Source organism: Streptomyces sp. NBC_00667 (assembly GCF_036226825.1).
GTDB lineage: Bacteria > Actinomycetota > Actinomycetes > Streptomycetales > Streptomycetaceae > Streptomyces.
The window spans coordinates 3,557,201-3,575,393 of the sequence record NZ_CP109022.1 but is presented as its reverse complement, the minus strand read 5'-3'; the positions used below and the strand labels follow the sequence as shown (position 1 = coordinate 3,575,393).

Genomic DNA, 18,193 nt, shown 5'->3' with positions numbered 1-18,193 from the left:
CGGGCCTCCCGGCTTCACATCGACGAGTGGAACTGACTGTCCGTCAGATTTCTGGTCGGTGTCAAGGTGGCCGACGAACGGCCCGGTGAACCCGTTCGGTCCGACATGCAGAAAAGGGCCGCGCCGTCCGGGAATCCCGCCGTCTCCCGGGCCTGCGACCCTGCGATGCCACGCTTCACGCCCCGCGCACCCCGGCGCCGCCGGGGATCAGTCCATCGCGCCCGCTGCCGGGGCGCCTCGGGCGCGATCCGCGGCCGTCACCGGCCGGGCTCCAGCGCCCGCTGTTCCACTCGGACCCGTACTGCGTACTGCCCGTCTACGCGGCGAGCTCCAGCTGCCCGGCGACGACTCGGACGCGCCCACCGGCGGCGACGGCCGCGGTCTGCCGGTCGGGGCCGTCGGCGGCGGGCGGAGCGGTCGGCTGCCCGACGGCTCCGGCGGGCCCACCCGCGGCGAGGGCCGTGGTCGAACGGCGGACGGAAGGGTTCTTGCCGTGCGCTTCGGCCCGGATCCGCTGCTTGATCGTGGGCGGGAGCGAGCCTCCGCGCATCATCGCCCGCCACGTCCGCCGCGCCATCATCGCCGGCCGGCGCCGGGCCGCCGGAACCACCGGAGCGACCAACGTCGCCGGGGCGGCGGAGACGGCCTTCACGTCGAAGCCGAGTGCGGCGAGGATCGCCACGACCGCGGCGAGGACGGTGGTCCAGAACGACGTGACGGTGCTGCGGAGAGCCATGACGGGTCCCTCATTTCGCGATGTTCCGAAGGGCGGATCTGAATACATTCGTCATGATGGTTCCGCAACCGCACGAACCCCACCACGCACGCCGATCTTCCGACAAACACCACTCAAAGGGACCAATGCCTCTCAGGACCGGTGCCGCCCCCTCCCGCCCGCCCCGCTCACGACGAAGGGGCACCCCGGTCCGGGGTGCCCCTTCTGATCAGCGCGTTGTCTGACCTGGTGCGGTGGGTGTGGGATTTGAACCCACGGTGACTCGCGCCACGACGGTTTTCAAGACCGTTCCCTTAGGCCGCTCGGGCAACCCACCTGGCCGGTACAGAGTACCGGGCGGTGGGGGTGGCTGGGGGCCGGCTCAGGCGGACTGGGCCTGGTCGTAGGCCGCCTTGGCCTCGTTGCCGAAGTACGGGCCGTACATGGTGTTCGGCAGGAAGTTGTAGCCGAAGCTGTTGACCGAGACCTGGGTGCCGAGGCCGGTGGCCTCGTTGAAGTCCTGGAACCAGGGGCCGCCGCTGGAGCCGCCCGTCATGTTGCAGGCCAGGCTGTGGTCCTTGGTCAGCAGGAAGTCCTTGCCACTGTTCGCACTGCAGTAGATCAGCTTGGTGCCGTCGTAGGGCGCGGCCGCCGGGAACCCGAAGGAGTACATCTTCTTGTTGTAGCCCCCGTTGAACTGGATGCCCTGGGCACCGACGACCTGGCTGAGCTTCTGGCCGTTCAGGGGCGCGACGACCGCGAGGCCGACGTCCATGTTCATGTCCTCGCTCGCCGCCCACTGGGTGGTCGCGAAGGTCTTGGTCGCCGACCACTGACCGTAGGGCGCGTTGCCGTTGTCGTACGCCGGGACGAAGATCCAGTTGGTGTGCCAGGCACCCTGGTACTTCACGCAGTGCCCTGCCGTGATGACCGTGCTGCCGTTGGCGCTGGTGATCGAGTCGCCGGAGCAGGAAGCGGTCCGGCCGTTGAAGGTGAAGAACACCCGGCCCGAGGTCTTCACGATCGCGCCGCCGCCCGTCCAGGCACCGCCCGGCTGCGGGAACGAAGTGGGGGAGGCCGCCGGCGTCGGAGGGACCGACGTGGGACGGATCGCCGGGGAGGCCGAGCGGGGGGCCCCGGGCCCCGGCGCCGCCGTGACGTCCAGCGCAGTGGCCGCCCGCATGCGCGCGGCGGTCCAGAAGCCCGGCGTCTGCTGCTGCCGGAAAGAGGAGGACGAAGGGGCTTCCACGGCGGCCGAGGGGGTGGCGGCCGTCAGGGCGCCGGCGAGCAAGGCGCCCGCCGCGAGCAGAACGGATGCGGCCGTGCGGTGTCGATTCACGCAGGACTCCTTCTGCCGTGCCCGGTCCGGTCGGAACCGGGCAGGGTGGGGGTGAAGAGTGGTCGGTGCGGATCGGGTGCAGGGTGGCACGACCGGGATGAGATGTCAGGACACAGTCGGAACGCTGGGTCGGTTCCGGCCAGGAAATGGCCAACTCCCTTCTCCGGCTGCGTCATACGGTGAGCAGCACGCCCCCGTAGGAGACCCCGGCCACCACCACCCAGGCACCGAGGCCCAGCACCGCCGCCCGGCCCCCGGTACGGGCCAGGGTGGGCAGGTGGACCGCGGTGCCCAGGCCGAACAGGGCTGCGGCCAGCAGCGCCTCCTGGGCGGTGTGCGCCCAGTCGAGCGCCGCGCCGGGCAGTACGCCGGTGGCGCGCAGCGCTGCCGCCAGCAGGAAGCCGGCCACGAAGAGGGGCACCGGGGCCGGACGTCGTCCCGAGGGCGTGCGCACTCCTCGTCGCCGGGCCCGTACCGAGAACGCCACTGCTGCGACGAGCGGGGCCAGCAGCGCCACGCGCATGAGCTTGACGAGTACCGCCTCGCCGAGCGCGCCGGGCCCGGCGGTCTGAGCGGTCGCCACCACCTGTCCGACATCGTGGACACTCGCGCCCACCCAGCGGCCGAATGCCAGGTCGGACAGGCCCAAGGGCCCCTGCAGTAGGGGGAGTACAGCGATGGCCAACGTTCCACACAGGGTCACCAGGGCAACGGAGGAAGCCACGTCCTCCTCGTCGCTGCCGGACACCTCGCTCACCGCGCCGATCGCCGAGGCCCCACAGATCGAGTACCCGGTGGCGATCAGCAACGGCTGGTCACCCGGCAGCCCCAGGCGCCGGCCCAGCCACAGGGTGCCGATGAAGGTTGCCGTGACCACCCCGCTCACCATGGCCACCGTCGACCAGCCCAGGCGGAGCACCTGGTCCAGGCCCAGGCCCAGCCCGAGCAGGACGATGCCGATCCGCATCAGCCTCCGCCCGGCCAGGGAAAGCCCCGGGCGCGCGGGTCCTCGTACGACGGCCCGGGCACCCGGGAGGTGCGCGACGGAGATGCCCAGCACCACCGACGCGGTCAGCATCGGCACGGCCGGCACCACCACGTGCACGCACCAAGCGAGGAAGGCACCGCAGCCGGCGAGGGTCAGCCCGGGCCAAGGGGAGGCAGAGGGGGAGGGAGCGGGGGCTGAGGTTTCACGTGAAACATGGCGCAGCCGGTGCCAGACCGGGCGATGGGCGGGCCGGTTCAGCAGGGCCATCAGCCGGCCGGGATCGTGTAGACGCGGCGGACGCTGCTGCCCAGGCGGGCCACGTCGGCGCCGTAGACGTGGATGGATATCGCCGTCGTACGACAGGAGTTGCGCACCTTGTGGATGTCGCCGGGCGGAGCGAAACCGCAGACGTCACCGGGTCCGTTGACCACCTCCTCCGTCGGCACCAGCCGAGCACCCGTCGTCGCCGTCGCCGGAGCCAGCCGGTAGCGGAGCTCGCTCTCGGCTCCTTCGTAGACTCCGGCCACGCACCACGCGACGTGGTCGTGGATGGCGGTCTCCTGACCGGGCAACCACACCAGCGCCACGACCGAGAAGCTGCCGTCCGGCTCGGCGTGCAGCACGTGCTGCCGGTACCGGTCCGGGTGCCCCTCGCGCTGCTCCGGGGTGAGCAGGCCCTCCTCACGCAGGTACGGGGCGAGCCGCTCACCGACGAGGTGGGCGGTCAGGTCGGGGATGAGCCCGCGCTCCACGACTGCGCGGATCTCACTGACGAAGGCGGCCATGCTCGTGGTCGTACGTACCGGTGTGGTGGTGGTCATACAGGGAGCGTCCGGCAGCCCATCCATCACGTCCAACGACAGTTCCGACCCGAAATCCCAAGCTGCGCTTATGGGTTGAGGGATCCGCCACGCCTCGGCGTCAGCAGCCGACGCGGTTCTCCGCCACCCGTTTCAGCTCGTCCAGGACCACCGAGGTGGCAGGGATCCGCAGGTGGTCCCGGTACACGTACGCAGCGATGTGGCGGCGCGCGGCCGGCTGGAGCGGTCGGCCGCAGACCCGGGTCAGTGAGAGTGAGGGGAGCACCAGGGCGGGCATCATCGCCACGCCCAGGCCCTGCGCGACGAGGCTCTGCACCACGAGGTTGTCGTCGGTCGCGAACCGGATGTCGGGGACGAAGCCGAGCTCCGCGCACTCGTGCAGCAAGTTGGCCCGGCAGCGCGGGCACCCGGCGATCCACCGCTCCTCGGAAAGGTCGGCCAGGTGGACGGCCCGGCGCCGGGCCAGTGGGTGCCCCGTCGGCAGGAGGACCGTCAGCTGGTCCTCCAGCAGCTTGACCTCGGCGACCTCTTCCGGGATCTCCTCGTGCAGCCCGGGATAGGTGAAGGCCAGCGTGATGTCGCACTCGCCCCGTTGGAGCCGACGCAAGGACTCCGGTGGTTCGCCCTCCAACAGCTCCACCTGGATGCCCGGATGGTCCTTCGCCAGTCCGCTGAGCGCCTCGGGGACGAGCGTGACATTGGCGCTGGGGAACCCGCAGACCCGTACCCGCCCGGTCCGCAGCCGCGCATACGCCTTGAGCTGCGCTTCGGCCGCGGAGAGGCTGCCGAGGATGAATTCGGCGTGCCGGGCCAGGGACTTCCCGGCCTCGGTGAGCTGCATCGTCCGGCCGACCCGGGTGAAGAGCGGGGTGCCCACGGCGCGTTCCAGCGCCTTCATCTGCTGGGTGATCGCGGGCTGGGTGTACCCCAGGACGCGCGCGGCCGCCGAGTAGGACCCGGAGGCGACTACTTCGTGGAATGTCCGTATGTGCCGAGAATCGAACACGAAGGAAGCATAAGCGGACGTTGGGAGGGGCCGTAGGCGGAATCCCGCCCACGGCCCCTCCCCATCAAGCCATCGCCCAGCGTGTGTTGAGCGCCCGCCCGTGCCGCGCCCGGGTCACTGAGGGCCGCGGGGCCGGGGCCTGTTGCCGCCCGGTCGGGGCTCGTCGCCGCCCGGTGAGGGCTCGTCGCCTCGCCGTCAGGGCTGATCGACGCCCGGTCAGGGGTGGTCGCCCCGCCGTCAGGGCTTGTCGCCCACGCGCGAGCCGAGCGTGATGTCCACCGTGTTCGGCTTGCCGTCGCGCAGGTAGGTGAGCTTCACCGTGTCGCCGGGCTTGTACGTCCAGATCTCGCTGATCAGGGTCGGGCCGCTGTCGATCGGCTTGCCGCCGAACTGGGTGATGATGTCGCCGGGCTTGAGGCCCGCCTTGCCTGCCGGCCCGTTGGGGTCGACCAGGTCGTTGGCGGAGGCGCCCTGCTCGGAGATCTTGGCCCCTTCGACCTTGGCCTGGAGGTCCACCGAGACCGAGATGATCGGGTAGACCGGCTTGCCCGTCTTGATCAGCGACTGGGCGACGTTCTTGGCCTGGTTGATCGGGATGGCGAAACCGAGGCCGATCGAACCGGCCTGCCCGCCGCCGAAACCGCTGTTCCCGGCGGACTGGATCGCCGAGTTGATACCGATGACCGCGCCTCGCCCGTCGAGGAGCGGGCCGCCGGAGTTGCCCGGGTTGATCGAGGCGTCGGTCTGGAGCGCGCTCATGTACGAGTTCTTGCTCCCGGAGCCGTCACCGGAGGCCACGGGGCGGTTCTTGGCGCTGATGATGCCGGTGGTGACCGTGTTGGACAGGCCGAAGGGGGCGCCGATCGCGATCGACGAATCCCCGACCGCGACCTTGTCGGAGTCGCCGAGCGGCAGCGGCTTGAGTCCGGCCGGCGCGTTCTTGAGCTTGATCACGGCCACGTCGTAGCCCTGTGCACGGCCGACCACCTCGGCGTCGTACTTCTTGCCGTTGGAGAAGGTCGCGGTCAGCTTGCCGCCGTTGGCGGCGGAGGCGACGACGTGGTTGTTGGTGAGGATGTGGCCCTCTTCGTCGTAGACGAATCCGGTGCCGGTGCCGCCTTCGCCGTCTCCGGCCGAGGCCTCGATGGTGACCACGCTGGGGAGCGCGCCCGCCGCCAGGCCCGCGACCGAGCCGGGCTCGCGCTTGAGGTCCTTGGGGGTGCTGGCGGTGATCGTGGTCGAGCCGACGCCGTCGTTGCCGCGCTCCGCCGCCCAGTAGCCGACGCCACCGCCGACGCCGCCGGCCAGGAGGGCCGCGACGAGTACGCCCGCGATCATGCCGCCCCTGCCCTTGGGCTTGGGGGCCGGGGCACCGTGGGCGGTCAGCGGGGCTCCCCAGGCGCCACCGCCGTGTCCGCCGTCAGCGCCGTAGGCCGGGACGGTGGGGGGCGGCGGGGGCCAGCCCTCCGCGCCGTGCGCCGCCGGGGCCTGACCGTAGGGTGCCTGGCCCTGCGGGGCCTGCCCGTACGCGTCCTGCACCGCCGTCTGGCCGTAGGCCGGAGCGGAGGGCGGCGCGGCCGGGGCCTGCTGGGTCGGCTCGGTGCCGGCCGCATGCGCCGGAGGGTGCACCGGGGGCGCACCGACAGGTGCGGCACCGGGCTCGGCGGCCGACGCGGGCTCGGGGGTGGTGGAAGGGGCCACGGGCACAGGGGGTGCGGACGGGGCCGCGGGGGGCGTCGGGGCCGCGGTGCCCTCGTTCTCGGTGCTCACAGCGCTCTCTCCTCGTTCACACACACGGCTACTGGTGCTGGATATCTGGTGATACCGGTCCGACTGAACGTTCGGCGTGCCGCACAAGTTCCAGTACAGAGCCTTTCCCATGACCCGTCAGAGCACTGTAAGCCGGACCTGTGCATCTCCCACCATTCTTTATATCCGACATTTCACACCCATCGATAGGACTCACCCCGACGCGTGGGCCCCCGCGGTGGCACCATGACCCGGTGACCCACGCAATGCCGCGCCCCATCCAGGTCGTCGCCCACCGCGGCGCCTCGGAGGATGCTCCCGAGCACACCCTGGCCGCCTACCGGAAAGCCATCGAAGACGGCGCCGACGGCCTCGAATGCGATGTCCGGCTCACCGCCGACGGCCACCTCGTGCTCGTCCACGACCGCCGGGTCAACCGCACCTCCAACGGCCGTGGCGCCGTCTCCGCCCTGGAACTGGCCGACCTCGCCGCCCTCGACTTCGGATCCTGGAAGGACCGCGAGGAGGCGCCCGACTGGGACGCCGACCCCGAGCGCACCTCCGTGCTCACCCTGGAGCGGCTGCTGGAGCTGGTTTCCGATGCCGGCCGGCCGGTGCAGCTGGCGATCGAGACGAAACACCCCACCCGCTGGGCCGGACAGGTGGAAGAGCGGCTCCTCTTCCTCCTCAAGCGCTTCGGACTGGACGCCCCGGCCGCGGAGGGCCCCCACCCCGTCCGTGTCATGAGCTTTTCGCCCCGCTCCCTGCACCGGGTGCGGGCGGCCGCTCCGACCATTCCGACCGTCTACCTGATGCAGTTCATCTCGCCGCGCATGCGGGACGGGCGGCTGCCGGCCGGTGTGAGCATCGCCGGGCCGGGGCTGCGGATCGTGCGCAACCATCCCGGCTACATCCGCCGGCTCCAGGCCGCGGGACACCCCGTTCACGTATGGACCGTAAACGAACCCGAGGACGTTCAGCTCTGCGCTGATTTGGGCGTAGAGGCGATCATCACGAACAGACCACGCCAGGTTCTGTCACAGCTGAGCCGCTGACGTCCCGTTTTGCACACCCGCTCCGCCGGACCCTTCCGTAACAGGGTGTGCACCGGCGCATCCGCTCCGCATCTGTCCGTCCTGAGTGCGTCAGAGGGCTCGGCCAGGGCGGTTTCCGGTCCAGGCCATTGGGGCATCCAGACCATGGCGTGGGGCTAAGGAGGTTCCGGGGGTGGCGTTGGTGATGGCACAGGAAGTGCCCACGTCGTCGTGCATGGGCGTACGCCATGGTCCTGCGGGCGTGGGCGAGGCGAGGCACCGGATGCGCCGGGAGCTGCGCATCAGCGGGGTGTCCGAATCGGTCGTGGACGATGCCGTACTGATCCTTTCCGAACTGCTCAGCAATGCCTGCCGACACGGCCGGCCACTGGGCGCGCGGGAGATCGGCGATGGGGAGATCCGCGCCGCATGGCGCGTCGACAAGGCGGGACGGCTGACGGTCGAGGTCACGGACGGCGGCGGTCCCACCCGCCCCATCCCGGCAACGCCCTCGGTCACCGCTCGGGGCGGCCGGGGGCTGAACATCATCAGCGCCCTGGCCCAGGACTGGGGTGTCCGGGACGGTGCGGCGGGTGAGGTCACCGTATGGGTGATCGTCGCCTGCGGGACCCGGCACGAGGATTTCGCTACGCGCGTTGCGTCCCCGGCGATCGATTTCGGGACGGCCTTCGAGGACCTGGACACCTGAGAGGGCGGCAGGCGGCCGTCCGGGAGCGCACGCCGACCGTGCTCCCGGCCGCACCCCACCGGTTCCGGCGGTACCAACGGCTAGGCTCGCGCCCAGAACCCGCCGTACCGCCGCAACCGGGAGACACCCACGATGGCAAAGAAGCGCCCCGCCGCGAAGACCGCGAAGCCGCAGCTCCACAACGGGGAGATCCCGGTGGTGGGTGCACGCGAACCCTGTCCCTGCGGATCCGGGCGCCGCTACAAGGCCTGCCACGGCGCCGCCGCCGCGCACGCCGTCACCGAGCACGTGCAGCGCCCGTTCGAGGGTCTGCCGGGCGAGTGCGACTGGGTGGCGCTGCGCGAGCTCGTCCCGGCGGCCACCGTGCCCCTGACCCTTAAGGGCGGCCTGCCTGAAGGCGTCCCTTCCGTCACGCTGGTCACCGTGCTGCCGATGGCCTGGCCGGCCCTGCGCCGCGAGGACGGTTCCGTACTCCTCGCCCTCCAGAACGACTCGACCACGGGGGACCTCGCCCGTGACATGGCGGACACCCTGGAGCGCGCGCTGACGGCGGAGCCGGGGTCTCCGGTTCCGGCCCGCCGGGTCCCGGCCGAAGGCCCGCGACTCCAGGATCTCCTGGACGTCGACGGCGTTTTCGAGCCGGTTGTGCACAGTGGCTTCGAATTCTGGATTCCGGATGCGGAGAGCGCTCAGAACGCCTCCCCGGAGGTCGCCGCCTCGCTGGAACGCGCCAACGCCGCCGCCATCCCGACGGTCAAGCTGACCGGCGTGGACGCCGCCTACTGGTGCGAGACCCCCGAGAAGAACCACCTGCGCTGGGTCATGCCGCACCCCGAGGAGAAGCTGCTCGACGCCCTGGCGCGGCTGCACGCGGCCGGCACCTCCTCGCTCGGCGAGGGCACCAAGCTCGTCGGGTCGTTCCGCGCCCACGGTCTGATGGTTCCCGTCTGGGACCTGCCCACCGGAGTCTCGGCCGACGACGTGGAGAAGCCCGCCGCGGAGCTCGCGGAGCGCCTGGCCGCGGCCCTGGCGACGGACGCCCCGCTCACCCACGACGAGCGCCGCGCGCGCGGTGGGCTCACCAACCGTCAGGTGACGCTCAGCTGACCGCTCCGGTCCCCGGCGGGAGCGGTGACTGGGGTCACAACTCCCGCTAATCGCCTGCAAATCGCTGTCTGAATATCAGAGATCGAATTTGCGAACAGGCGATCTCTTGTTACCGTTCTTGTAGCCCGGTCGCTGGTGCATCCCCCGTCGCCAGCGACCGGGCCCTTCCATTTACGGTGGTGCTCAACCACCGCTCGGTGCCGGTGCGTTGCTCCCGGACCGCAGTAGCAGTGCACCTTCATCATCCGGAACTGCAAACTCCGCTACGGCCGAGTATCCGTTCACGGCGCCCGCCGAAGCATCCTTCGGCGTCTCGCAGAGTCCCGGCTCGTCCCCGGCGCCCACCGCGCATCTGATCTGCACCGTGCGCCCCGCCGGCCCCATCACGGTCAGCACGGCATCCAGTGGACGGCCGCTGGTGTTGCGGTAGTAGCTGCGGCCCCAGGTGCTGCCCTCGCTCGTCAGGACGCAGGTCTGGGCTTCGAGACCGTGTGGCGAGGTGAGTTCGGGGCCGCACCGCGAGTCCGTGCGGGGCTGCTCCGGCGGACCGGGCTTGGCCGGGCGGGCGGCGGCCCGCGCCTTGTCCGACGTACGCGAAGAGTCGGAAAGGCCGAGCGAGGAGAGCAACCCGCCCCCCTTTCCATCGCCCTGACCGGCGAAATCCGGCCCGGCGATCGCTCCGGCAAGCGGAAGCGACAAGATGATCAGCACACCGGCGCCGATACCGATCAGGCGGAGATTCATTCGCCGAAGATAGCGATACGGGAATGGGGCACGGATCTCCCCGCGCCCAATTCCCCTGCAAACCGGCCCCGCCGACACCCGTAAGAGTGATCCGGCGGGCGCGCGGCATCAGTATGCGAGCCGGCTCCCGCCGCCCGGCGCCCCGCTGCTCGCCTCCACCAACGCGTGTACGAGTTCCTCGACCTCGGGCAGCCGGATGCCCTCCGGCCCGACGGACGGCTCGCGCTCCCAGTGGACGTGCCCACCACCGGACGCGAGCGAGGGCGGCAACAGGAGGTAGCCGCCCTCACCGTGGAAGCGCAGGGAGGAGGGCACGTGGTCCTTCGCGTAAAGGAGTTCGCCGAGCCGCTCCAGCGAATACGGCGCCACCAGCAGCGACCAACGGGTGGGCGTCGCGACGATCGGGCCCAGCCGCATGCCCTGCGCGTCCAGCCGTACGACGGCACGCGCGGCCGCGACGGCGGGGAGGCTGACCGCGCACGGCGCCGCGCCACCGGTGGCCACCAGCACCGGGGCGCCCGGCCGCCTGGCCCACCACCAGGCCACCATCCGGGGGTCGCAGGTCGCCGCGAGCAGCCCGGGGTCGAAGGGGTGCGCGCCGGGCACCACGCAGTCGGGGTCGGGGCAGGCGCACCGGGCGCCGTCGGCGCCGGCCCGGCCCACGCCGGGCAGTACGGGCCATCGCCATACGGTCGCGCAGGTCAGGGCCGCATCGAGCAGGGACGCGGCGTCGCCGTCCGGGTCATGGGCGGCGTGAGGAGTCGAGAACCGGGATTTCAAGCGATCGCGGAGCCGCTGGAGACGCCTTCCGAGGATCTCGCGCATGAGCGCTCGTTCCTTTCCGTTGAACGCCGAGGGCCACATCACACCACGTAAGCGGTGTTTCACCACACGTACACGTTTCGCGTCACTGTCCACTGGAAGCAGGTTCACACGGTTCGTGCAGTTTTCTTACGGGTCCATCCCACGTACGGCGGGGCCGAGCGCGTCCCCCACCGGATGCCGAGACCGGCTGCCGCCGCTTAGGACGACGGCACGCGCCGCGCGGTTCCCGGCGGATGCCGGGAGGCGTCAAGTGACCCCGGGCATCACCGTTTACGTACCCGGGCCCGCTGGGACGCCCGCTCAGTCGATCGCAAAAACCGTCCGCTTCCGGCTTTTTCCAGCCAAGTTATGCCCTTGACCGGACAGCGAGTTGTGGATCTGCGGACACCAGGATTCCCACCAGGGCAATGCTGGACATCGCTCCTCGTGTGCGTGTAGATGTGGATCCATTGATGGCGGCGCAGCACGATCTGGGGGTTTGCGATGCTATATGGCGAATCGCACCAGGTGGAAAGGCGGACGCCATGAGCGCCTCGCATCTGCCGAAAGTGGCTGGAATCGATTCAGCAGTTACCGCGTCACCGCACACTGCCGCGCCCACTGCGGCCGCTCCCGCACGCACCGCCGCCCCCGTACAGACCGTGCCGCCTGCCGCGAGCACCGTCATCCAGGACCGGCTGGCGGGCATGGTCTCCGATCTGACCACCCTCCACGAGCTGACCGAACGCCTCGCCCGGGCCGTCGATCTCGACGCCTCCCTGCGTGAGTTCGTGCGCGCCGGCGCGGCACTCGTGGGCGCCCGGCGCGGCCTGGTCGTCCTGGAGCCGTCCGACGGACTCGGTCCGAGCACCACCATCGGCCTCGGGCTCGGTCACGCGGACCTCGGCCACATCGAGACGGTGCCCCGCAGCGCCACCTCGTACGGCCGCATCCTCGACGGGCTCCCGGACGCGCAGGGCGGCTCCGAACTCCTCCCGGAGGCCGGCGCCGCACCGGGTACGGGCGGGTTCGCCGCCCCCGTCGACCCCCGCCACCGCGAGGTCGCCGCCCGGCTCGGCTACGCCGCCAGCTACGCGCTCCCGCTGGCCGCAGAGGCCACCGGCCGGCTCGGAGCGGCCGTCTGGCTCTACGACGAGCAGGCGGAACCGAGCGAACGCCAGCGCGACCTGGCCGGGCTCTACGTACGGCACGCCGCCGAGCACCTCGCGCGGATGATGGAGGTCGAGCGCTCGCGCTCCCGGCTGGCCACCGTCGCCGAGGAACTGCTGCCCAGCCGGCTGCCCCGCATCGCCGGGGTGCAGCTCGCGGCCCGGCACCACACCGGACCGCGCGGCGGCGGCGACTGGTACGACGCGCTACCGCTGCCCGAGGGGGCCATGGGGCTGGCCGTGGGCTCCGTCAGCGGCTCGGGGCCGAGCGCGGTCGCGGCAATGGGGCGGATGCGCGCCTCGCTGCGCGCGTACGCGGTCATGGAGGGCGAGGACCCCGTCGCCGTGCTGTCCGACCTCGAGCTGCTGCTGCGGCTGACCGAGCCCGCGCGCTCGGCGACCGCCCTGTTCGCCTACTGCGAGCCGGCCTCCCGCAAGATGATCCTGGCCGGGGCCGGCCACGCCCCGCCGCTGCTCATCGGCGAGCGGCGCACCGAGTACGTGGAGACCTCACTGTCCGCGCCGCTGGGGATGCTGGCCTGCTGGGAGGCGCCGAGCGTGGAGATCGAACCCGCGCCCGGAGAAACGGTGCTGCTGTACACCGACGGGCTGCTGCGGCGCACCGGCGACCCCATGGACCGGGCCTACGCGCGGCTGCACGCCGCGGCCGCGGGAGTTCCGCGCAGCGCCCGCGACGACCCGGCGGCCGTCTGCGACCACGTCCTGCGCACGATGTTTCCCCCGGCGGACGGCGACGCGCCGGCCGACGCCGCCGGCGCGGACCCGGCCGAGGACATCGTGCTGCTCGCAGTCCGGTTTGACTGATTTGTCACATGACCCTCCACGGGTCTTCCGCTCACCCATACGATGGACGAGGTCCACACCCGGTCCGTTCTGTCGTAGCTGAGGAGAAGACGTGGCTGACGAGCTCATCCCGGAGACCCCGGAAGAAGAGCAGCCCCAGAAGAAGCACAAGCAGCGCAAGAACGCGCTGTACCCGGGCGTCAGCGAGGAACTCGCGGAGAACATGCGCACCGGCTGGGCCGACACGGAGCTGCGCGGGCTGGAGCCGATCGCCCAGGCCGCGCACACCGCCGCCCGCCGCGCCGCGCTGTCCGCGCGCTTCCCCGGCGAGCGCCTGGTCGTCCCCGCGGGCCGGCTCAAGACCCGCTCGAACGACACCGAGTACCCCTTCCGGGCGTCGACCGAGTACGCGTACCTCACGGGCGACCAGGCCGAGAACGGCGTCCTGGTGCTGGAGCCCGCGGGCGAGAACGGCCACACCGCCACCGTCTACCTGCTGCCCCGCTCCGACCGCGAGAACGGCGAGTTCTGGCTGTCCGGCCAGGGCGAGCTGTGGGTCGGCCGCCGCCACTCCCTCGCCGAGGCCGAGCAGCTGCTGGGCATCCCCGCCAAGGACGTCCGCGAGCTGCCCGAGGCGCTCGCCGAGGCCACCGGCCCGGTCCGCGTCCTGCGGGGCCACGACGCCGTCATCGAGAAGGCGCTGACCGACAAGGTCACGGCCGAGCGCGATGAAGAGCTGCGCGTCTACCTCTCCGAGGCCCGCGCCGTGAAGGACGAGTTCGAGATCGGCGAGCTGCAGAAGGCCGTCGACTCCACCGTCCGCGGCTTCGAGGACGTGGTGAAGGTCCTCGACAAGGCGGAGGCGACGTCCGAGCGCTACATCGAGGGCACCTTCTTCCTGCGTGCCCGTGTCGAGGGCAATGACGTCGGCTACGGCTCCATCTGCGCCGCCGGTCCGCACGCCTGCACCCTGCACTGGGTCCGCAACGACGGCGACGTCCGCTCCGGTGACCTGCTGCTGCTCGACGCCGGTGTGGAGACCCACTCCCTCTACACCGCCGACGTGACGCGCACCCTGCCGATCAACGGCACGTACACCGACATCCAGCGCAAGATCTACGACGCGGTCTACGAGTCCCAGGAAGCCGGCATCGCCGCCGTGAAGCCGGGCGCCAAGTTCCGCGACTTCCACGACGCCTCGCAGCGCGTGCTGGCGGAGAAGCTCGTCGAATGGGGTCTGGTGGAAGGCCCGGTCGAGCGGGTGCTGGAACTCGGCCTCCAGCGCCGCTGGACCCTTCACGGCACCGGTCACATGCTCGGCATGGACGTCCACGACTGCGCCGCCGCCCGCACCGAGGCGTACGTCGACGGCACGCTTGAGCCGGGCATGTGCCTGACCGTGGAGCCCGGTCTGTACTTCCAGGCCGACGACCTGACCGTGCCGGAGGAGTACCGCGGCATCGGCGTCCGGATCGAGGACGACATCCTCGTCACCGAGGACGGCAACCGGAACCTGTCGGCCGGCCTGCCCCGCGCCTCTGACGAGGTCGAGGCGTGGATGGCGCGCCTCAAGGGCTGATCAGCCGCTGCACACGCCGGTGGGCGGGTTCCCGTACGGGGACCCGCCCACCGGCGTATGAGCGAGGAACCGGTCAGGTCTAGGAAACCTTGAGCAGCGCGCCCTCGCGCCACTTGAGGACCTTGTCGAAACTGACCACCGCACCCCGGCCCGGGCGGTTGCGAAAGCGGACCTGGTCGGAAAGCTCCGCGATCAGTCCCAGGCCCCGGCCGTGCTCCTTCTCCGACGGCCCGGCGGGCCGGGGTCTGTGCCCGGCGACCGTCGAGGGCGGGAAGCCCGGACCCGAGTCGGTCACCTCGATGCGGCAGCGGTCCCCGTCCAAATAAGCCGTCACGCGGTATTCGGCGCAGACCGTGGGGTCCGGCTTTCCGGCGCGGGACGGCCCGGCCACCGGCCCGCCGTGCTCGACCGCGTTCGCACAGGCCTCGCTCAACGCCACCGACAGGTCGAAACAGATGTCCGGGTCCACTCCCGCGGTCTCCATCGTCCCGAGCAGCAGTCGCCTGGCGAGCGGCACGCTCGCGGCTTCGCGCCTCAAGTGGAGAGACCACCAGATGCTCATACGGTTACCTATTGCCGCCCCCGGTCACCCGTAAGCCCCTTGCGGCGGTCGGAGCCCTCATTCGGCCGCCGGAGCCCCCGTTCGGCCGATGCGGCCCTTACGGCCGGAGGTGTAGGCGGCCGGGCCCCGGGCACCGCTCCGGGTCGACCGCTCGAACACCGCTCGGGACCCCATGGGGACGCATGGGACGTTCCGGACCTGCCGTACGGCCGTCGCCGGGGCAGTGCGATGATGGCCCGGCCATGACTGCCCCCCACGCGACGCATGCCGGAGCGGGCCTCCGGACGATTCGGGCCGCGGTGTTCACCGCGGTCTGCGTCGTGTTGTCCGCGGTCGGGCATGCCGTGGCGTCCTGCGCCACCGTGCCGTGGTGGGCCCTCGGCCTCGGCTTCCTCGCCCTCTTCACGGTCACCGCGCCGTTGGCGGGGCGTCGGCGTTCGCTGCCCGGCATCGCCGGCGGGCTCGCCGTCGGTCAGGTGGCTCTGCACGCGATGTTCGGCCTCGGCCAGCACGGCGCCGCGGCGCCGGTGGACGCCGCGTCCTCGGACTCCTCGCTCGCCGCGCTCGCCGCTCAGCTGATCTGCGGGGGCAACTCCATACCGCCGAGCCCGGAAGACGCCCGGCTGATCCTGGAGACCGCCGGGCTGGACCCGGCCGCGATGGTCGCGCAAGAGCACATGGCCCACGCGCACATGGCCCACGCCCCGCAGACCGCTCTGCTCAGCCCCGCCATGCTGCTCGGCCACCTGTTGGCCGCGCTCGCCGCCGGCTGGCTGCTCGGGCGCGGCGACGCCGCCCTGTTCCGGCTCGTCGAGTTGTCACGGCTGTCCACGGAGGCGGATCCGGTACGTCCGTTGCGTACCGCCCTTGCGCTGGTACGGGCCCTCGTCTCCGGGCTGCCGGGCGCCCCGGAGCGTCTTGTGCGCTTCCCCCGGAGCACGGCTTCCCCGGAGGTCTCCACCGGTCGTGGAGCGCTCCAGCACACAGTGATCAGGCGCGGGCCGCCGAGGGTGGCACTCACCCTCGCAGCCTGACGCGGCACCTCCACTCCCAGCGCATCACGGGAGCACCGGTGCCGTGCCGTCCCGCGCGCTCGCGCACGCGGAGCCATGTCACTGTTTCCTGCTTCCCTGGAGCGTTCCTGCCATGAAGTCCTCTCGTGTCTCCTTCGCCGCCGCCCTCGCCGCCGGCGCCGTCCTCGTCCTCTCCGGTCCCGCCTTCGCCCACGTCGGCGTACAGCCGGGCGAGGCCGCCAAGGGCGGTTACGCAGTGATCAACTTCAAGGTCCCGAACGAGCGCGACAACGCGTCGACCACCCAGCTCGAGGTCAACTTCCCGATCGACCAGCCGCTCACCTCCGTCATGCCGCAGGACGTTCCCGGATGGACCGTGAACGTCGAGAAGAGCAAGCTCGACAAGCCGCTCACCGTGCACGGCAAGCAGGTCAACGAGGCTGTCACCAAGGTGACGTGGACCGGCGGCAAGATCGAGCCCGGCAAGTTCCAGCAGTTCCCGGTCTCCGTCGGCAAGCTGCCCGACAACGCGGACCAGATGGTCTTCAAGGCGATCCAGACCTACGACAACAACGAGGTCGTGCGCTGGATCGAAGAGACCAAGGCAGGCGCCCCCGAGCCGCAGAACCCGGCGCCCGTCCTCAAGCTGACCGCCGCGGCGGCCTCCGCCGATCACCACGACGCCGGCGCCACGAAGACCGACGACCCCAAGGGCCACGAGGACAGCCACGACGAGGCCGCCGCGAGCGGCTCGGACACGACCGCACGTGCCCTCGGCATCGCCGGCATCGTGCTCGGCCTCGGTGGCGTCGCGTTCGGCTTCGCCTCGCGTCGCCGCGCCTCCTGACCGACGGGCCCCACGAGCCCTGTCATTGAGATCATCTTCCAACCCCGATCCCAGGGATTCCTCCCCATGCGCACCACACGTGTGACGGTCGCCGCCTTCGTGGCGGCGGCCGCGCTCGCCCTCACCGCTTGCGGCGGTGAGCCGGCCAAGTCCAGCGGTTCGGTCACCCAGATCACCGGCACCGACAAGGCCGGGTCGGCGACCGTCCTCGACCGCCCCTTCGACAAGCCGGACCTCGTCCTCACGGACACCACCGGCAAGCCGTGGAACCTGCGCGAGCAGACCAAGGGCCGGCCGACGCTGATCTACTTCGGCTACACCAACTGCCCCGACGTGTGCCCCCTGACCATGAGCAACATCGCGGTCGCGAGGAAGGCACTGCCCAAGGCCGACCAGGACAAGCTCCAGGTCGTCTTCGTCACCACCGACCCCGAACGGGACACCCCCGAATCGCTCGGCACGTGGCTCAAGGCCCAGGACCCGTCCTTCGTCGGACTGACCGGGGACTTCGCCACCATCCAAGCCGCAGCCCGGTCACTCGGCATCGGTATCGAGGCCCCCAAGAAGGAGGCCGACGGCAGCGTCGTCTCCATGCACGGCGCGCAGGTCATCGCGTTCTCTCCCAAGACCGACGAGGGCTACCTCCTCTACGGCGAGAGCACCACCGTCGACGACTACACCAAGGACCTGCCGAAGATCGTCAAGGGAGAGAACCCGTGAACGCCCGCACCACCCGCACCCTCGCCGCCGCACTCTCCTTGACGGCAGCGCTCGCGATATCCGGCTGCTCCTCCGAATCGGAGGGCAAGACCGGGGACGCCACTCCCAAGCTGACGGTCAGCGGGGCCTTCATGCCCGAGCCCGTCGACGAGAAGATGGCCGGCGCCTTCATGGTCATTACCAACGACTCCAAGACGCCCGACAAGCTCACCGGCCTGACCAGCCCGCTCTCCGACGACCTCCAGATCCACGAGACCAAAGACCAGAAGATGCGGCAGGTCGCCTCCCTGGACGTGCCCGCGAACGGCCGGCTCAGCCTGGAGCGCGGCGGCAGCCACGTCATGCTCATGGGGCTGAAGAACAAGCCGAAGGTCGGCGACAAGGTCAAGGTCGAGCTCAAGTTCGCGAAGGCCGACCCGATCACGGTCGAGCTGGACGTGAAGGACCGTACGTACACCGGGCAGAGCTCCAACGCCCACTGAC

General features: G+C 71.1%; 18 protein-coding genes and 1 tRNA gene. 9 read left to right on the top strand and 10 right to left on the bottom strand.

All coding sequences use genetic code 11. The features are described 5' to 3' along the window. Nucleotides 1-316: 316 nt before the first annotated feature. The 7 genes from OHA81_RS16620 to OHA81_RS16590 all read right to left on the bottom strand — a co-directional run bounded on the left by OHA81_RS16620 (nucleotide 317) and on the right by OHA81_RS16590 (nucleotide 6,639). Nucleotides 317-736: a DUF6344 domain-containing protein gene (locus OHA81_RS16620; protein ID WP_329196804.1), complete on the bottom strand. Its 420-nt coding sequence runs from the start codon at nucleotides 734-736 to the stop codon at nucleotides 317-319. A gap of 231 nt (nucleotides 737-967) precedes the next feature. Further along, nucleotides 968-1,052: transfer RNA gene (locus tag OHA81_RS16615), tRNA-Ser, on the bottom strand. A 45-nt stretch (nucleotides 1,053-1,097) separates the two neighbouring features. Beyond that, on the bottom strand, nucleotides 1,098-2,054 hold the full coding sequence (locus OHA81_RS16610; protein ID WP_329196802.1) for a trypsin-like serine peptidase: 957 nt from the start codon (nucleotides 2,052-2,054) through the stop codon (nucleotides 1,098-1,100). Between the two features lie 172 nt (nucleotides 2,055-2,226). After that, nucleotides 2,227-3,309, bottom strand: a complete 1,083-nt coding sequence (locus tag OHA81_RS16605; protein ID WP_329196800.1) for a YeiH family protein — start codon at nucleotides 3,307-3,309, stop codon at nucleotides 2,227-2,229. Next, a complete protein-coding gene (locus tag OHA81_RS16600) occupies nucleotides 3,309-3,863 on the bottom strand; it encodes a cysteine dioxygenase family protein (protein WP_329196799.1) in 555 nt (184 codons plus the stop codon). Before OHA81_RS16600 ends, OHA81_RS16605 begins: the two co-directional genes overlap by 1 nt. A gap of 100 nt (nucleotides 3,864-3,963) precedes the next feature. Then, entirely contained in the window at nucleotides 3,964-4,869 is a 906-nt protein-coding gene (locus OHA81_RS16595; RefSeq protein ID WP_329196797.1) for a LysR family transcriptional regulator, read from the bottom strand. A gap of 237 nt (nucleotides 4,870-5,106) precedes the next feature. After that, nucleotides 5,107-6,639 carry a S1C family serine protease gene (locus OHA81_RS16590; protein WP_329196795.1) on the bottom strand — a complete coding sequence of 511 codons (1,533 nt, stop codon included), beginning with the start codon at nucleotides 6,637-6,639 and terminating at the stop codon, nucleotides 5,107-5,109. 245 nt (nucleotides 6,640-6,884) lie between these two features. Between OHA81_RS16590 and OHA81_RS16585 the strand changes: the two genes are divergently transcribed. The 3 genes from OHA81_RS16585 (at nucleotide 6,885) to OHA81_RS16575 (ending at nucleotide 9,468) form a co-directional block, all read left to right on the top strand. Continuing rightward, complete coding sequence (locus tag OHA81_RS16585) at nucleotides 6,885-7,673, top strand: glycerophosphodiester phosphodiesterase (protein WP_329202323.1); 789 nt, start codon at nucleotides 6,885-6,887, stop codon at nucleotides 7,671-7,673. Between the two features lie 85 nt (nucleotides 7,674-7,758). Continuing rightward, a complete protein-coding gene (locus tag OHA81_RS16580; RefSeq protein WP_329196793.1) occupies nucleotides 7,759-8,361 on the top strand; it encodes an ATP-binding protein in 603 nt (200 codons plus the stop codon). 132 nt (nucleotides 8,362-8,493) lie between these two features. Then, nucleotides 8,494-9,468, top strand: coding sequence for a DUF5926 family protein (locus tag OHA81_RS16575; RefSeq protein WP_190185513.1), 975 nt, complete (start codon nucleotides 8,494-8,496; stop codon nucleotides 9,466-9,468). A gap of 183 nt (nucleotides 9,469-9,651) precedes the next feature. Here the strand turns inward: OHA81_RS16575 and OHA81_RS16570 are convergent, their stop codons facing one another. Both OHA81_RS16570 and OHA81_RS16565 read right to left on the bottom strand, forming a co-directional pair. Then, on the bottom strand, nucleotides 9,652-10,212 hold the full coding sequence (locus tag OHA81_RS16570) for a hypothetical protein (RefSeq protein WP_329196790.1): 561 nt from the start codon (nucleotides 10,210-10,212) through the stop codon (nucleotides 9,652-9,654). Between the two features lie 108 nt (nucleotides 10,213-10,320). After that, nucleotides 10,321-11,037, bottom strand: a complete 717-nt coding sequence (locus tag OHA81_RS16565) for a bifunctional DNA primase/polymerase (protein WP_329196788.1) — start codon at nucleotides 11,035-11,037, stop codon at nucleotides 10,321-10,323. Nucleotides 11,038-11,444: 407 nt separating this feature from the next. Between OHA81_RS16565 and OHA81_RS16560 the strand changes: the two genes are divergently transcribed. Together OHA81_RS16560 and OHA81_RS16555 are read left to right on the top strand one after the other, a co-directional pair. Next, nucleotides 11,445-13,010, top strand: coding sequence for a PP2C family protein-serine/threonine phosphatase (locus OHA81_RS16560; RefSeq protein WP_329196785.1), 1,566 nt, complete (start codon nucleotides 11,445-11,447; stop codon nucleotides 13,008-13,010). A gap of 91 nt (nucleotides 13,011-13,101) precedes the next feature. Then, nucleotides 13,102-14,568 (top strand): aminopeptidase P family protein, encoded by a 1,467-nt coding sequence (locus tag OHA81_RS16555; RefSeq protein ID WP_329196783.1) that lies wholly within the window; start codon nucleotides 13,102-13,104, stop codon nucleotides 14,566-14,568. Nucleotides 14,569-14,647: 79 nt separating this feature from the next. Here OHA81_RS16555 and OHA81_RS16550 read toward each other — a convergent pair whose 3' ends face one another. Beyond that, nucleotides 14,648-15,130 (bottom strand): ATP-binding protein, encoded by a 483-nt coding sequence (locus tag OHA81_RS16550; RefSeq protein ID WP_329196782.1) that lies wholly within the window; start codon nucleotides 15,128-15,130, stop codon nucleotides 14,648-14,650. Nucleotides 15,131-15,372: 242 nt separating this feature from the next. On the opposite strand from OHA81_RS16550, the gene OHA81_RS16545 reads away from it, so the two are divergent. From OHA81_RS16545 to OHA81_RS16530, 4 genes are all read left to right on the top strand, one after another. Then, on the top strand, nucleotides 15,373-16,164 hold the full coding sequence (locus tag OHA81_RS16545; protein ID WP_329196781.1) for a hypothetical protein: 792 nt from the start codon (nucleotides 15,373-15,375) through the stop codon (nucleotides 16,162-16,164). Between the two features lie 112 nt (nucleotides 16,165-16,276). After that, nucleotides 16,277-16,990: a YcnI family copper-binding membrane protein gene (locus tag OHA81_RS16540; RefSeq protein WP_329196779.1), complete on the top strand. Its 714-nt coding sequence runs from the start codon at nucleotides 16,277-16,279 to the stop codon at nucleotides 16,988-16,990. Nucleotides 16,991-17,056: 66 nt separating this feature from the next. Beyond that, nucleotides 17,057-17,710: an SCO family protein gene (locus OHA81_RS16535; protein ID WP_329196777.1), complete on the top strand. Its 654-nt coding sequence runs from the start codon at nucleotides 17,057-17,059 to the stop codon at nucleotides 17,708-17,710. Further along, nucleotides 17,707-18,192 (top strand): copper chaperone PCu(A)C, encoded by a 486-nt coding sequence (locus tag OHA81_RS16530; RefSeq protein ID WP_329196775.1) that lies wholly within the window; start codon nucleotides 17,707-17,709, stop codon nucleotides 18,190-18,192. The genes OHA81_RS16535 and OHA81_RS16530 overlap by 4 nt, the downstream gene beginning before the upstream one ends. Nucleotide 18,193: the final 1 nt, after the last annotated feature.